Annotated in this window: 6 protein-coding genes and 9 pseudogenes; 3 read left to right on the top strand and 12 right to left on the bottom strand. The window is 51.7% G+C overall.

The window, feature by feature from the left end; all coding sequences use genetic code 11:
- Nucleotides 1-8: 8 nt before the first annotated feature.
- The 3 genes and pseudogenes from ACWWJF_RS05630 to ACWWJF_RS05620 form a co-directional block, all read right to left on the bottom strand.
- Nucleotides 9-458, bottom strand: a pseudogene (locus ACWWJF_RS05630) (IS5 family transposase); the annotation flags it as partial.
- A gap of 56 nt (nucleotides 459-514) precedes the next feature.
- Nucleotides 515-1,555, bottom strand: a complete 1,041-nt coding sequence (locus ACWWJF_RS05625; RefSeq protein ID WP_455868901.1) for an IS481 family transposase — start codon at nucleotides 1,553-1,555, stop codon at nucleotides 515-517.
- 172 nt (nucleotides 1,556-1,727) lie between these two features.
- Nucleotides 1,728-3,060 (bottom strand): annotated as a pseudogene (locus ACWWJF_RS05620) (IS4 family transposase).
- Nucleotides 3,061-3,442: 382 nt separating this feature from the next.
- On the opposite strand from ACWWJF_RS05620, the pseudogene ACWWJF_RS05615 reads away from it, so the two are divergent.
- Nucleotides 3,443-4,339 (top strand): annotated as a pseudogene (locus ACWWJF_RS05615) (ADP-ribosylglycohydrolase family protein); the annotation flags it as partial.
- Between the two features lie 60 nt (nucleotides 4,340-4,399).
- Nucleotides 4,400-5,568, top strand: a protein-coding gene (locus tag ACWWJF_RS05610; RefSeq protein WP_455868400.1) for an IS3 family transposase whose coding sequence is annotated in 2 segments (ribosomal slippage) — nucleotides 4,400-4,655 and nucleotides 4,655-5,568 — 1,170 coding nt in all. Because the reading frame shifts where the segments join, the coding sequence is not laid out codon by codon here.
- A 10-nt stretch (nucleotides 5,569-5,578) separates the two neighbouring features.
- Here the strand turns inward: ACWWJF_RS05610 and ACWWJF_RS05605 are convergent.
- From ACWWJF_RS05605 to ACWWJF_RS05580, 6 genes and pseudogenes are all read right to left on the bottom strand, one after another.
- Nucleotides 5,579-5,965: pseudogene (locus ACWWJF_RS05605) on the bottom strand (PhoPQ-activated protein PqaA family protein); the annotation flags it as partial.
- 95 nt (nucleotides 5,966-6,060) lie between these two features.
- The gene (locus tag ACWWJF_RS05600; protein ID WP_455870948.1) at nucleotides 6,061-6,393 is read right to left on the bottom strand and encodes a PhoPQ-activated protein PqaA family protein; all 333 of its coding nucleotides are present in this window, start codon (nucleotides 6,391-6,393) and stop codon (nucleotides 6,061-6,063) included.
- 19 nt (nucleotides 6,394-6,412) lie between these two features.
- Nucleotides 6,413-7,125: pseudogene (locus ACWWJF_RS05595) on the bottom strand (IS5 family transposase); the annotation flags it as partial.
- 30 nt (nucleotides 7,126-7,155) lie between these two features.
- Nucleotides 7,156-8,364 (bottom strand): annotated as a pseudogene (locus ACWWJF_RS05590) (IS256 family transposase).
- Nucleotides 8,365-8,436: 72 nt separating this feature from the next.
- On the bottom strand, nucleotides 8,437-8,781 hold the full coding sequence (locus ACWWJF_RS05585) for a hypothetical protein (protein WP_455868900.1): 345 nt from the start codon (nucleotides 8,779-8,781) through the stop codon (nucleotides 8,437-8,439).
- Between the two features lie 140 nt (nucleotides 8,782-8,921).
- Nucleotides 8,922-10,129 (bottom strand): annotated as a pseudogene (locus ACWWJF_RS05580) (IS3 family transposase).
- Nucleotides 10,130-11,301: 1,172 nt separating this feature from the next.
- Here ACWWJF_RS05580 and ACWWJF_RS05575 point away from each other — a divergent pair.
- A pseudogene (locus tag ACWWJF_RS05575) lies at nucleotides 11,302-12,633 on the top strand (IS4 family transposase).
- A 98-nt stretch (nucleotides 12,634-12,731) separates the two neighbouring features.
- Here the strand turns inward: ACWWJF_RS05575 and ACWWJF_RS05570 are convergent.
- The 3 genes and pseudogenes from ACWWJF_RS05570 to ACWWJF_RS05560 all read right to left on the bottom strand — a co-directional run bounded on the left by ACWWJF_RS05570 (nucleotide 12,732) and on the right by ACWWJF_RS05560 (nucleotide 15,267).
- Nucleotides 12,732-13,043, bottom strand: a complete 312-nt coding sequence (locus ACWWJF_RS05570; RefSeq protein ID WP_455868899.1) for a hypothetical protein — start codon at nucleotides 13,041-13,043, stop codon at nucleotides 12,732-12,734.
- 18 nt (nucleotides 13,044-13,061) lie between these two features.
- A complete protein-coding gene (locus tag ACWWJF_RS05565; RefSeq protein WP_455868898.1) occupies nucleotides 13,062-13,955 on the bottom strand; it encodes an APC family permease in 894 nt (297 codons plus the stop codon).
- 103 nt (nucleotides 13,956-14,058) lie between these two features.
- A pseudogene (locus tag ACWWJF_RS05560) lies at nucleotides 14,059-15,267 on the bottom strand (IS256 family transposase).
- Between the last annotated feature and the right edge of the window lie 87 nt (nucleotides 15,268-15,354).

Genomic DNA, 15,354 nt, shown 5'->3' with positions numbered 1-15,354 from the left:
GTCGATTGTTACGTGATGCGAATACTGTTCGGCATTCCTAATAGCGTGATCCGGTTAAGCGCTTTGACCATCGCCATGGCTTCACCCACCTGAGCATCGTAGTCACGCAGACTTAGATGACCACCCAGAAGCGTTTTGAACCGGAACATGGCCGTTTCAGCCACTGAGCGTCGGTGATAGCCCACTTTATTTTTCCAGGTATCCTTGCTGCCGCTCAGGCGCTGATTTGCAACAGCGTGGTTACGCTCGTGGTAGTGGTCCGGCCAATATTGCGCCCCCCTTCGCGGCGGGATAAGCGGCCTTATTTTCTTCCTCAGCAGAGCATCATGGCAGTAACCTGTATCGTAAGCGCCGTCAGCCGATGCCTCTCTGATTTTCCGGTGGGTCTGGTTTATCAGTGCCGGTAGAGCCTGGGCATCAGTCGTACCACTGAGCGACAAATCCGCACAGATAATCTGTATTAGCTCAGACCTGATCTGACAGTTACCGGTTATTTATACAGGTGTCTGTCAGATTAAATCTGGTTCAGATTTTTTTCTGCCCAGACTCGTTTACCATCAAGTAACGTGGCCATTGGCGTACGCCCGCAGCACATTTTACCCTGATGAGTTCGCTCATTATTGTAATGCCACAACCAGTTGTCCAGATCCTTTTGTAGACTTTCTAGGTCCTCGTATAACGTCTTACGGAACGCAACCTGATAAAAATCCTGCAAAATAGTTTTATGGAAGCGCTCGCAGATACCGTTTGTCTGCGGAGACATCGCTTTCGTTTTCGTATGGTCTATATCGTTGATAGCCAAGTACAGCTGATAGTCATGTTGTTCCACTTTACCGCAGTACTCCGTCCCCCTGTCCGTCAGTATTCTTAGCATTGGCAGCCCCTGAGCTTCGTAGAACGGCAGCACGCGATCATTGAGCAGGTCGGCGGCAGAGATCGGTGCTTTACTCGTGTAAAGCTTGCAGTGCGCCACTTTCGAGTACGTATCCACGAACGTCTGCTGGTAGATACGGCCAACACCTTTCAGATTACCCACGTAGAAGGTGTCCTGCGACCCCAGATAACCCGGGCGAGCAGTCTCTATTTCACCACAGGCTTCGTCGTCGTGCGCCTTCTTCTCCAGTGCAGCGATTTGAGCATCAGTAAGTACGATGCCTTCTCTGGCAACTTTTTCCTCAAGTGCCTTCAGGCGCTTACGAAAGTTTTCCAGATCGTGTCGTTGCCAGATGGAGCGCACACCGCTGCCAGAAATGAAGACGCCTTTTTTACGCAGCTCATTACTGGTCCGGTGCTGGCCATGAGCCGGGAACTCAATGGCGTAATCAACAACCGCACGTTCAGTGGCTTCATCAGCACGGTTTTTCAGGTTGGGAACCCGGCGGTTTTGGTTAACCAGAGCGTCAATGCCGCCTTCTGCCGCCAGTTCCTGATAGCGATAAAACGTGTCGCGTGACACCCCCATGATTTTACAGGCTTTTGATACGTTACCGAGTTCTTCGGCGAGATTGAGCAGGCCGACTTTGTGTTTGATGATGGGATTGTTAGTATGAAGCATGAGAGTTACCTCGTGTTTTGTATAAGGATTCGACACCCATATCAAAACCGGTAACTCTCAACCTTTCAAGGTCCAGTGTCAGATCAAGTCGCGACTAATACAATTTAAAAATGCCTCTACCTGCTGCTTTATTTGCTCAATCTCTTTATTGCCCGTACCAAAGGTCACCTCGTTATACACATCTCTGTTCGTGCCTGAGCGCGCGTAGCGTTTCGGCGGCCGTCATGACTTTCTGCAAGCCTTTCCTGATAGTTTTTGCGCCTGGTTCACCGTCGCCTTTTCGAGCAAGAAAGCCTCCCAGTTGCGCAACTAAGCGCAATACTTCGTTTAGCTTAGGGCGGCCCTTGGGCATACGCTTGTTCATCAGTAGGTAAGCGCCATGAGTCTCGTCGGAATCAAAGAACAACATTGCGTCCAGCTCTGGACAGGTTCGTCCCATACGCATTAAATAGGCGATGCGCCATGCCACGATCATGAACAGCGCCAATGCCCGCTCAATGCGATCCACGGTCGATAACTGTAACGCTTCGACACAGCAGCCGTTCTTCAGCACATTGAAGAACATCTCGATTTCCCATCTAGCCCGATACCAGTCGATCAGCTCCACGATATCTTCTCGTCCTTCAGGTACGCGATTGCTCAGCAACCGCCACTCGACCGGCTTCACGCCTGCTGGCGGCTCAATTTCCTTGGCTATCACACAAGTCACTGCCAACCCGCAACGCAGCGACACTCGCTTCACGCGCAGCGCCTGTTTCACCGTACGCGCCTTCTGCCCCGCGCGAGCCGCCATAACGAATTGGATTTCTCCCACCGGCACGGTCTTTCCAACCTTCTGCCAAAGCTTCTCATTACAGTCCAGACTGCGATTATGAGTCGAGCGGATCAACCAGTCAGCCGGAGTGCCAAGGTCATCAGCGAGCTGCATCAACGCCTTGATATCCGCTTCGCGATCGGCTAAGTACACCAGACGTGTGTTTGGCAACTCCGAGGCGAGTTCAGCAACTCGCTCGTATCCCTCGAGCCAGCGCGTACTCTCCTTGATCCCATCGCGTTTTCCGTCTGCATCCTTCGGCTCTCTTGCCCACATCCACGCATCCAGTACGCCCAACCCCACGCGATCCGGACTGACCGCGTAGGTCGGATGCAGGTACAGACCACGCCTGGCTTCGTAGTTCAAGGGACCCAAGCCTTGGATTTGCTGCCCGTTGAAGTCAAGCTCGGTAGTGTCTTGGATACACAGCACAACCTCGTGTTCTCGGATCCTTTCCTGCGTACGCTGCCAGTGAGGTTGCAGAATGTCTCGCCATTCGAATGCTTGGTTCTCCATGAAGCGGTAAGCACCCAGCGTCTCAGACCATCCGAGGCACGCATGCGGAATGCCTGGCTTGCGGATTCTCAGCCAGCCGTATCAAAAGCCCTTTGGCGCGCTTATTGAGCCTCGTGTCACCAAGATTTACCCCTTCCAGTTCTTGGTGTGCCCAGCCATCTGAATCCCGTGTCATTTTTCAGCGCCGTAAATGGCGATAGTACACGTCGGTTTCACTTCATTTACAACCCCACCGGCTGCCTATTTCAGCCCGCTAACCCTTGGCATATAAGGCGTTGCGGACTTGTGTATAACGAGGTGGTTTAACCCCGACATCAACATTATAGCTGATTGATATTTAATATGACATTGTCTGTTCGTCGGATTTCATGCTGCAACAATTCTGCACCTATCCTAGCGTATTGCGTTAACAACACCACACGACTCGAACACACGAATGGCATCCTGTTACGTAGGATTTTTGTTCAAAGACACGGCCAATGGTATTATATTGGTATTAGATTAATGCCACCAATGCACCACCCGCGTTACTTATAACAACAATCAGAGTACAGCTTATGCCATCAAAATTAGAGAGTCATATCGCCGGGGCGTTATATGGGCAAATGCTAGGGGATGCTATGGGAATGCCATCGGAGCTGTGGCCGCGAGCACGCATCAAAGCGCATTTTGGGTGGATCGATCGCTTTCTGCCGGGTCCTGCGGATAATATCGCCGCCTGCTATTTCACGGCAGCTCAATACACCGATGACACTTCTATGGCGCTGGCACTTGCCGATGCGCTGATTGAATGCGAGGGTGACGTTGTGCCTGAAGTCATCGGTAACCACATCCTTACTTGGGCGCAACAGTTTGGTGCCTTTGAGAAAAATATTCTCGGCCCCAGTTCTAAAGCGGCGCTTTTTGCCCTAAAACAGGGTGCCGATATCAGCACGCTGGAAAATAACGGCATCACCAATGGTGCGGCGATGCGCGTTTCTCCACTAGGCTGTCTGCTGCCGCCCATGCCATTATCCGATTTCATTGATGCCGTGGCGCTCGCGTCTAGCCCTACTCACAAATCAGATATTGCGGTGGCTGGCGCTACCGTTATTGCCTGGGCGATATCTCAGGGTATTGCGGAAAAAAGCTGGTCGGATATTCGGGCGACATTACCCGCAGTGGCACAAACCGCGCAGGAAAAACGCGTAACCACTTACAGCCCAGCCTTGTCCGCGCGTCTGCAATTGGCATTGGAAACCGTGCAAAATGCACCGGACGACGACACCGCGTTAGAACAAATTTATCAACTAATTGGCACCGGAACGGAGATCATCCAGTCCGTCCCCGCCGCCATTGCGATGGTGGAGCTGGCGCACACCGAGCCAAACCGCTGTGCCATTCTGTGCGCCAATCTGGGTGGCGATACTGATACCATCGGTGCCATGGCAACGGCTATCTGTGTAGTGGCACACTGATACTGGCCACCTGATCGGAGGTGATATGCTCACCTCATCAACACGACAGGTGACCTCATGGGTAAACATTTTACGGCGGAATTTAAGCTCGAAGCCGCAAAGCTGGTTGTCGACCACGGCTACACATACGTTAAGGCCGCAGAGGCGGTTAATGTCAGCCATTCTGCCATTAGTCGCTGGGTCAATAAGCTTCGCCTTGAACGACAGGGAAAAACGCCAACGGGACTTCCTCTTACCCCTGAACAGCTCGAGCTGCGTGAGATGAAGAAAAAAGTCCAATGCCTTGAAATGGAGAACGAAATACTAAAAAAGGCTACGGCGCTCTTAATGTCGGACTCACTCAACGGTTCACGGTAGTCGACAGGCTGAGGGCGCGATACCCGGTCACGGCGTTGTGCCAAACTTTTGAGGTACATCGCAGCAGCTACAGGCACTGGCAGGCTTCCGCTAATGAACCCGACGGTGAGCGCGTGGTTAAGTGTAGTCGCGTCATGGAAGCCTGGAACGCCAGCGGCGGCTCTGCCGGCGCTCGAAGTATCGCGACCATCGTCACCGGCAGCTCTGGTGTCAAAATGGGGCGCTGGCTGGCTGGCAAGCTGATGAAGGAGCTGGGTATCGCCAGCTGCCAGCGACCGGCTCACAAATACAAACGCGGCGGCAATGAACACGTTGAAATACCGAACTATCTCAACCGCCAGTTCGCGGTTACCGCGCCGGATCAGGTCTGGTGCGGCGATGTGACCTACATCTGGACGGGCAAATGCTGGGCTTACCTTGCGGTGGTGCTAGACCTGTTCGCCCGCAAACCGGTGGGCTGGGCCATGTCGACGTCGCCGGACTCGGCGCTGACAGTTAAAGCGTTGCAGATGGCCTGGGAACTCCGGGGACAACCAACAGGAGTCATGTTCCACAGCGACCAGGGCAGCCACTATACCAGCCGTCAATACCGGCAAGCCCTGTGGCGCTGCCGGATAAAGCAGAGTATGAGTCGGCGGGGTAACTGCTGGGATAATGCGCCAATGGAGCGGTTCTTCCGCAGCCTGAAGACAGAATGGGTGCCGACAAAGGGTTACAACAGCTTCAGCGAAGCCCAGGACGCGATTATCCGCTACATCACGGGGTATTACAGCGCTATCCGGCCTCACTGGTATAACGGCGGCTTAACTCCAAACGAATCTGAGCGACTGTTCTACATACAGTCTAATGCGGTGGCCAATATTAGTTGACCACTACAGTATTGGGAACCACACGCAGAGATTTCTCTCCCGGCAGCGCGTCATAATAAAAGCGTGCGTTATCAGGGGTATAAAAATCATCACCGCTGGCATTGACGATATATTTTGCTTTATTGAATTGTGCAGACTGGCCCGTGGCTAAATATTGCATTGGATCTTCAATTTTCATCAACGCCTGAAATTCCGGGGTATTGATGGTTTTGTCTACGCCCTGCTGGTAGTAGGGATAAAAAGCGATGGGCCAATTGCCACCGTAAGAGCGATACATGTGCGTTAGCGCAGTGCGCGTATCCAGCAAGTCGATAACAAACGGCACTACAGCATCAACATCAGGATCAGTAATAAAGGTCAACCAGGATGTCCAACCCCGTTTGGATGCGCCTGTCACAGGCTTTGTTGAATAATAGGGAATCGTGCTGTTTTACTATGCCCATTTTGGTAGAAAATGCTTATCACCTCAGGCATTCCGTTTTCTCATGATGCTTAACTGCATGATTTTACGTTGCTGGAAACAATCGTTTTACTGGGCTGGTAGCATAAAATCTGTTTGTTCAACAAAGCCCCTGTCACAATAAACCGAGTAATACCCTGTGCTTTTAATTCTTGCTTCGCCACTCTAATCGCCTGTGACACCGCCGTCGCCATAGGAATATGCACGGAAGCCCGCGTTCTTAGCGACGGATTATCCATGAATAATGACCAACTGCGTGCAACATTATCATCCTCTTTCAACGGTTTATTATCCGCACCGTAAGTAAGATATTGATTCGGTATATTGCTTACAGAGATAACAACCGCTTTGGTTGTGCGGGCAATAGAGGCTAGGCTGTGTCCCTTAATTACATAACCTCTGGTAAAACAGGCGGATGCAGCCCAGTTTCAACATTGCCAGATAATTCCTCGCTGTTTTGTCGTAACGTGTCGCAATGCGACGGTATTCTTTCAGATGGCCAAAGCAACGCTCAACAACGTTCCGATTGCGGTAGGCGTCACGATCGAGCTTTGAACGACCATCCACCGCCATTTTTTCAGTGGATTTTCGGGGGATGACAGTTTTTATACCTCTGTTTTTCAGCTCGTTACGTAATACATGCCCGGAGTACGCCTTGTCAGCGAGTACCGCATGACCACGGCGTTTCATACTGCCGTTCTGGCGTTGAACACCAATACCGTCCAAAAGACGTAGTGCAAACTGACTTTCATGAGCCTGACCGGGGCTCAACACGATGTTTAACGGAAGACCACTTCCGTCTGTAGCCATATGGATTTTGGTGCCAAAACCACCTCGAGAGCGACCCAGACCATTATCTCCGGTGATATCGGGATGTTTTTTTGAGCACCGGCAGCACATTTCAGCGCCCTGATATTGCTACCATCCAGCGCAGTCGCTGACCAGTCTAGGAGGCTATGGGCATCAAGTGATGAAAGTAACTTATTGAAAATAATGTTAATTACTCCCGATTTTGACCATCGGTTAAAGCGGTTATAAACGGTTTTCCATGGGCCGTATCGCTCAGGTAAATCACGCCATGGGGCACCAGAGCAGACCCTGTACATGATTCTGTGTAAATGCCTTTCTCAGTAGTGACCGTCCAGGCGGTCACCGAACTCGATAATAAAACGGCTCATTGCCATACGCCAGTCCCGCAGTGGCATCGTCCATTTCTGTTAGGCCGACTGGATTGCCAGCCACACCACCGTTTTCACTGCGTCGTCAGTCGGGAACACCTTGCGTTTTTTAATCGCATGCCGGATCACACTGTTCAGCGACTCGATGGCGTTGGTTGTGTCGATGACTTTGCGGATATCTGCCGGGTAAGCGAAGAACGTTGCCAGATTGCTCCAGTTCGTCTGCCAGCTCCGGCTTATCTGTGGATAGCGGCTGTCCCATGCGCTGGCGAATGCTTCCAGCACCTGCTGGCCTGCTTTTTCCGTAGCGGCCTGATAGATGGCTTTCAGGTCGCGTGTGACGGCTTTGTAGTCCTTCCAAGAGACGAACCTCAGGCTGTTGCGTACCATGTGCACGATGCACTGCTGGATGCGGGCTTCCGGATACACCGCGTTGATGGCGTCCGGGAAGCCTTTCAGACCGTCGACACAGGCGATGAGGATATCGTTCAGGCCGCGGTTTTTTAGTTCTGTCAGCACATTGAGCCAGAACTTCGCGCCCTCGTTTTCGGCCAGCCACATACCCAGCAGTTCTTTCTGGCCCTCGATGTTGATACCCAGTGCCAGGAACACGGATTTATTGATGACGCGACTGTCCTGCCGGACCTTCAGGATGATACAGTCAAGGTAAACAATGGGATAGACTGCATCCAGTGGACGATTTTGCCATTCAGTAACCTGTTCCATCACGGCGTCGGTGACCTTCGAGAGCAGCGCCGGTGAGACATCCGCGTCATACAGCTCTTTGAACGCAGACGCTATCTCGCGGGTGGTCATCCCTCTGGCGTACAGGGACAGGATTTGGTTATCCATCCCGGTGATCCGGGTCTGGTTTTTCTTCACCAGTTGTGGTTCGAAGGAGCCATCACGATCGCGCGGAGTACGTAGTGCCAGAGGGCCATCGCCGGTGGTCACGGTGTTTGTGGAATAGCCGTTGCGGGAGTTGGTCCCCGGTTTGGGCTGATTTTTATCGTAGCCCAGATGGTGGGACATTTCGGCGTTGAGAGCAGCCTCAACGCTGATTTTCTTCAGCAGGCGATCGAATTGGCTGAGAGCGTCAGGGGTTTTGAGATTTTTGGCCAGTTCGTTAGCCAGAGCCTGCAACTGTTTTTCGTCCATAAATTAACCTGTTTTTGATGTTGGATTGAACATATCAAAATCAGGCAATTACACAAATTTATGTACAGGGTCCTATTTGAAATAGTTGTTCAACCTTTGTATGTAGGTTTCACAACCGCCCATATTTCCCTCGTAATTATATTTTTTAATTATCCCATTTATATCAGTGGCGACTTGTATTTTGCAGTTGTATTCAACAGGGATCGCGCTCGTTTGTGTTGTGGTGCCATAGAATGAGGTATTTCCCACTGTTCCATATGTCGTTTGTGGGGTTGAGTACACAGCAAAACCAGTGCTAGATGATATCCAAGAATAAACCTTTACATCATCGAATTTTTGCTCTTGGTTTGGATAGCCTAAAACATCAAATGCCACCTCTTTGTTCTTTCCCACAAGACGGTTTAAACCATCATCCATTTGTTGAAAAGTTACACAACCAGTAAGAAAGAATGGCAACGCGAAAGTGATTATTTTTTTCATAATTTACCTACGGTCAAAAGTAGTCAGAAAACTGAACGCCTGATCTTGACCCACCATCTCCGGACAGCTTTTGTATCTTAAGTTAACGATGCCCGCTGGCGCCGATATTCTCTTGGGGAGTTGTATCCCAGCGCACTGTGCGGATGGTTTTCATTGTAATGATTGAACGCCGCTGCAAGGTTCTTCAGCGCTGTTCGCACATCGGGTTTTGGCATGAAGGCGATGTAATCTTACTTCATCGTCTTCACGAACCGTTCTGCCATGCCGTTACTCTGTGGACGGCTCACTGCTGTTGTGCAGGGCTCCAGATTCCGTTCTCTGGCGAACTTCCGCGTTTCATGCGCTGTGTACGCTGAACCATTATCCGTCAGCCATTGCACTGGTTTATCCGGCAGCGCGCTACCGAAGCGTTTTTCCACCGACCTCAGCATCACATCCTGCACGGTTGATCTGTCATAACCCCTGGTGCTCGCTGCCCAGTCTATGACCTCCCGGTCGCAGCAGTCCAGTGCGAACGTCACCCGCAGCTTCTCGCCGTTGTCACAACCGAACTCGAAGCCATCTGAGCACCAGCGCATATAGCTCTCTGCTACCGCGATTTTGCCTTTATGCTCCCGCTTCGGACGTTCAGTTTTATCATGCAACAACAGCAGGTTATGCTCGCTCATTATCCTGTAAAGCCGTTTGGTGTTCACCGGTGGAAGTCCCTCTGCACGACGTTGCTTACCCAGGATACCCCACACTCGGCGGTAACCGTAACTGGGCATGTCGCTGATGATACGGAGGATGTCCGATAATATCTCAGCATCAGCTTCGTCATTACGCCGGTTGCTGCGCCTGTCCAGCCAGTCGGCAGAACGGTTAACCCGCAGTGACAGCTGCGCACGCGACACGCTCATGGCGCGGCTGACCAGAGCTATTCCCCGTCCTTTGGCAACAAGGGCGCGTGCGCTATCCATTTTCGCGACTGGCGGTACTCCACTGCTTCTTTGAGGATCTCAACTTCCATCGTCTTCTTACCCAGAAGGCGCTGTAGCTCCCGGACCTGCTTGAGGGCAGTCGCCAGCGCCGAAGCTGGAACCACTTTTTCTCCGGCCGCAACGGCGGTGAGGCTTCCTTCCTGGTATTGCTTCTTCCACTTAAACAAAAGGCTGGGCTGGATGCCATGCAGGCGGGCTACATGGGAGACGTTCATCCCCGGCTCCATTGTCTGCTGAATGATGGCGATTTTCTCTTGCGGAGTTTTACGCTTACGGACTTCTTGCCCTAACAGGATCCCGGTCATTTCAAAATTAGCATGATTGTTAGACATATATCTAAGCCTATCTCTTATCTGGAGATACAGCTACTGTCTGGTGTTACAGGGGGCTACATCACTTAGATACTTAGTACTGCTATTTGTACAGCCTTGATGTACACGTTACGACGATAATATTGGGTACTGAAAAGATAACAAATCCCTCCCATATAGTTACCGGTTGAACGTTCTGCCTGCCCCATCAACCTATGAAGCCATGGCAGGCTAAATAAGTACATCCCCCATCGCGATATAAAATAGTTGATGCGTAGCCTTACTGCCGTTGCGATATTCAACATCGAGAACCAACCAAACACACTCGCAACTAAATATAAATAAAACATGGCGTTACATCATCGCGCTTTCGTTCACGGCCTGCGATTGTAGATACTGACTACATGGCCTGAATGCATTACCAAACGAGAATATTACCCACTCTCAGTTTGGAAAACTCATAAAAAATACACTTCGTGGCCTTTATCGAATCATTATTAAAGAGCGTAAAAACACTTCTCAAATAAACAGCAAGCTAATTTCTTTTGCTGTTAAAATACAATTTACATGCTTTTTCAGTGGTGTCAACACTGTTATTAACAACATGACTATGGCATCTTACTTTTAATTAAAACCATCATAAAAACATATAGTTATAATTATTACCGCCGCAGATGGCGGGTTAAAATACGAGCAATTCATTGCTATTGTGGCTTTGTTGAATAAATAGAAAGTTTGGGTAATCATCGGATCAGATCACCATAGTTGTTTCAACATCAGGTCTCCATGGCAAAACAAAATTTTAAAATCACTAACTGGCCCTCCTATAACAAGGCCCTCAAGCAGCGCGGTGCTCTAACCCACCTCGTTATACACAAGTCCGCAACGCCTTATATGCCAAGGGTTAGCGGGCTGAAATCATATCGTTATACACATCTTTTGGCCATTTTTTGAACAGGATGCTCAGAACCCCGTGAATTAAGGCATTCAAGCCATCCCATTGGCTTTTTGAGGTTCAAAATGCCACTCTGAGATAAACCCGTAACTCATTGATTAAACAGTGCGTTAGAACGATGTGTATAACGATATGGGCTGAAATAGGCAGCCGGTGTGGTCGTAAATGAAGTGAAACCGACGTGTACTATCGCCATTTACGGCGCTGAAAAATGACACGGGATTCAGATGGCTGGGCACACCAAGAACTGGAAGGGGTAAATCTTGGTGACACGAGGCTCAATAAGCGCGCCAAAGGGCTTTTGATTCGGCTGGCTGAGAATCCGCAAGCCAGCATTCCGCATACGTGCCTCGGATGGTCTGAGACGCTGGGTGCTTACCGCTTCATGGAGAACCAAGCATTCGAATGGCGAGACATTCTGCAACCTCACTGGCAGCGTACGCAGGAAAGGATCCGAGAACACGAGGTTGTGCTGTGTATCCAAGACACTACCGAGCTTGACTTCAACGGGCAGCAAATCCAAGGCTTGGGTCCCTTGAACTACGAAGCCAGGCGTGGTCTGTACCTGCATCCGACCTACGCGGTCAGTCCGGATCGCGTGGGGTTGGGCGTACTGGATGCGTGAATGTGGGCAAGAGAGCCGAAGGATGCAGACGGAAAACGCGATGGGCTCAAGGAGAGTACGCGCTGGCTCGAGGGATACGAGCGAGTTGCTGAACTCGCCTCGGAGTTGCCAAACACACGTCTGGTGTACTTAGCCGATCGCGAAGCGGATATCAAGGCGTTGATGCAGCTCGCTGATGACCTTGGCACTCCGGCTGACTGGTTGATCCGCTCGACTCATAATCGCAGTCTGGACTGTAATGAGAAGCTTTGGCAGAAGGTTGGAAAGACCGTGCCGGTGGGAGAAATCCAATTCGTTATGGCGGCTCGCGCGGGGCAGAAGGCGCGTACGGTGAAACAGGCGCTGCGCGTGAAGCGAGTGTCGCTGCGTTGCGGGTTGGCAGTGACTTGTGTGATAGCCAAGGAAATTGAGCCGCCAGCAGGCGTGAAGCCGGTCGAGTGGCGGTTGCTGAGCAATCGCGTACCTGAAGGACGAGAAGATATCGTGGAGCTGATCGACTGGTATCGGGCTAGATGGGAAATCGAGATGTTCTTCAATGTGCTGAAGAACGGCTGCTGTGTCGAAGCGTTACAGTTATCGACCGTGGATCGCATTGAGCGGGCATTGGCGCTGTTCATGATCGTGGCATGGCGCATCGCCTATTTAATGCGTATGGGACGAACCTGTCCAGAGCTGGACGCAATGTTGTTCTTTGATTCCGACGAGACTCATGGCGCTTACCTACTGATGAACAAGCGTATGCCCAAGGGCCGCCCTAAGCTAAACGAAGTATTGCGCTTAGTTGCGCAACTGGGAGGCTTTCTTGCTCGAAAAGGCGACGGTGAACCAGGCGCAAAAACTATCAGGAAAGGCTTGCAGAAAGTCATGACGGCCGCCGAAACGCTACGCGCGCTCAGGCACGAACAGAGATGTGTATAACGAGGTGGGTTATAGGATGTTGTCATATGCATACTCCATGAAATCAGATAACGGTGAGCCGTTGTCGCCTAAGCCACAACGGACGTATCACTTGGGAATTACAGGGTTTCTACCATCTGGCCGATACGTGAGTAGCGCTCCGGGCTGAGTCGCCGCAGGAAGTGCGCGCTAATAAAACCGGCAAACGCGACTATCAGCACCAGATACGGCAGCGATGACACCACGGGGGAGGAGGAACTGCTCAGTACATAGAGGTTATTGACCACCAACGCCAGCGTTGCCAGCATGCCGAGGGCGGAGAAGGCCGGAGCGATAAGGCGGCTCCAGCGTGACACCGGCAGCGAAGGATTACGCTGAAAGTAGGCGAGAACGGCGAGCGAGACGCTGAATTGCAGCACCAGAATCGACATGCTGCCCAAGGCGGAAGCCTAAGAGAAAACGTTCGCCATCGGGTCTAACTGCGCCAGGGCGAACAGCGCGGTGGCGCACAGCATAAACGCGCCTTGCACCAGGCTGGCGATATAGGGCGTCTGGTGCGTGCGGTGGGTTTTTGCCATTTTCGACCACAGCAAACCGTCACGGCTAATGGCGAACAGGTAGCGGGACAGCGTGTTATGGAACGCCTGTGTAGCGGCAAATAGACTGGTGATCAGCAAGACTGACATCACCTGTATAGCCCATGGGCCAAGCACCTGTTCGGTGACGGTAAACACAAACATCCCGGGATCTTTGGCGGCGAGCTCGGCAACGTGAGCAGCCCCCGCATATTGCACAAATCCCCAGCCTGAGAGGGCGAAAAAGCTGGTGATCAGCACCACGGCGAGCAGTGTGGCTCGTGGGATTACCTTGGCCGGTTGCCGACACTCTTCCGAGTAGATCGCAGTCGCTTCAAAGCCGACGAAAGAGCAAATGGCGAAGATCATCGCAATGCCCACATCGCCATGAAACACGGTGGAAGGGGTAAACGCGCTGATATAAAAGGCAATAGGCTGGGTAACAATGGCGGCGTCAACCAGCAACACAATGCCGACTTCCATCAGCATCAATACGCCAAGCACTTTGCCGCCCAGTTCCACTTTGGCAATGCCAAGCGCGACGACTGCCGCTTGCATCAGCAGCGAGAACAGCCACCAGGGTGCTGCTATACCGGTGTGCATCTGCACGAACTGCGCGAAGAAGAAGCCAAACATGGCGGTGACGGCAAGCTGAATGGCGGTGTAGGCTAACAGTGCGATACCGAGCCCGGCGATGCAACTGTGGGTGCCCAACCCTTGTGCGATATAGGCGTAGAAAGCGCCAGCGTTTACCACATAACGGCTCATGGCGATAAAACCAAAGCTGAAAATAAGGGTCTTCCCCGATCATGGTGGGAAGGCTCAGAACGCCATATCCGACCCTGTACATGATTCTGTGTAAATGCCTTTCTCAGTAGTGACCGTCCAGGCGGTCACCGAACTCTATAATAAAACGGCTCATTGCCATACGCCAGTCCCGCAGTGGCATCGTCCATTTCTGTTAGGCCGACTGGATTGCCAGCCACACCACCTTTTTCACTGCGTCGTCAGTCAGGAACACCTTGCGTTTTTTAATCGCATGCCGGATCACACTGTTCAGCGACTCGATGGCGTTGGTTGTGTCGATGACTTTGCGGATATCTGCCGGGTAAGCGAAGAACGTTGCCAGATTGCTCCAGTTCGTCTGCCAGCTCCGGCTTATCTGTGGATAGCGGCTGTCCCATGCGCTGGCGAATGCTTCCAGCCCCTGCTGGCCTGCTTCTTCCGTAGCGACCTGATAGATGGCTTTCAGGTCGCGTGTGACGGCTTTGTAGTCCTTCCAAGAGACGAACCTCAGGCTGTTGCGTACCATGTGCACGATGCACCGCTGGATGCGGGCTTCCGGATACACCGCGTTGATGGCGTCCGGGAAGCCTTTCAGACCGTCGACACAGGCGATGAGGATATCGTTCAGGCCGCGGTTTTTTAGTTCTGTCAGCACATTGAGCCAGAACTTCGCGCCCTCGTTTTCGGCCAGCCACATACCCAGCAGTTCTTTCTGGCCCTCGATGTTGATACCCAGTGCCAGGAACACGGATTTATTGATGACGCGACTGTCCTGCCGGACCTTCAGGATGATACAGTCAAGGTAAACAATGGGATAGACTGCATCCAGTGGACGATTTTGCCATTCAGTAACCTGTTCCATCACGGCGTCGGTGACCTTCGAGACCAGCGCCGGTGAGACATCCGCGTCATACAGCTCTTTGAACGCAGACGCTATCTCGCGGGTGGTCATCCCTCTGGCGTACAGGGACAGGATTTGGTTATCCATCCCGGTGATCCGGGTCTGGTTTTTCTTCACCAGTTGTGGTTCGAAGGAGCCATCACGATCGCGCGGAGTACGTAGTTCCAGAGGGCCATCGCCGGTGGTCACGGTGTTTGTGGAATAGCCGTTGCGGGAGTTGGCCCCCGGTTTGGGCTGATTTTTATCGTAGCCCAGATGGTGGGACATTTCGGCGTTGAGAGCAGCCTCAACGCTGATTTTCTTCAGCAGGCGATCGAATTGGCTGAGAGCGTCAGGGGTTTTGAGATTTTTGGCCAGTTCGTTAGCCAGAGCCTGCAACTGTTTTTCGTCCATAAATTAACCTGTTTTTGATGTTGGATTGAACATATCAAAATCAGGCAATTACACAAATTTATGTACAGGGTCCTCTTGACCAATTGT

The organism is Symbiopectobacterium sp. Eva_TO (assembly GCF_053848865.1).
Note: the sequence above shows the minus strand (reverse complement) of the source record. Positions and strands in the feature narration are given on the sequence as shown.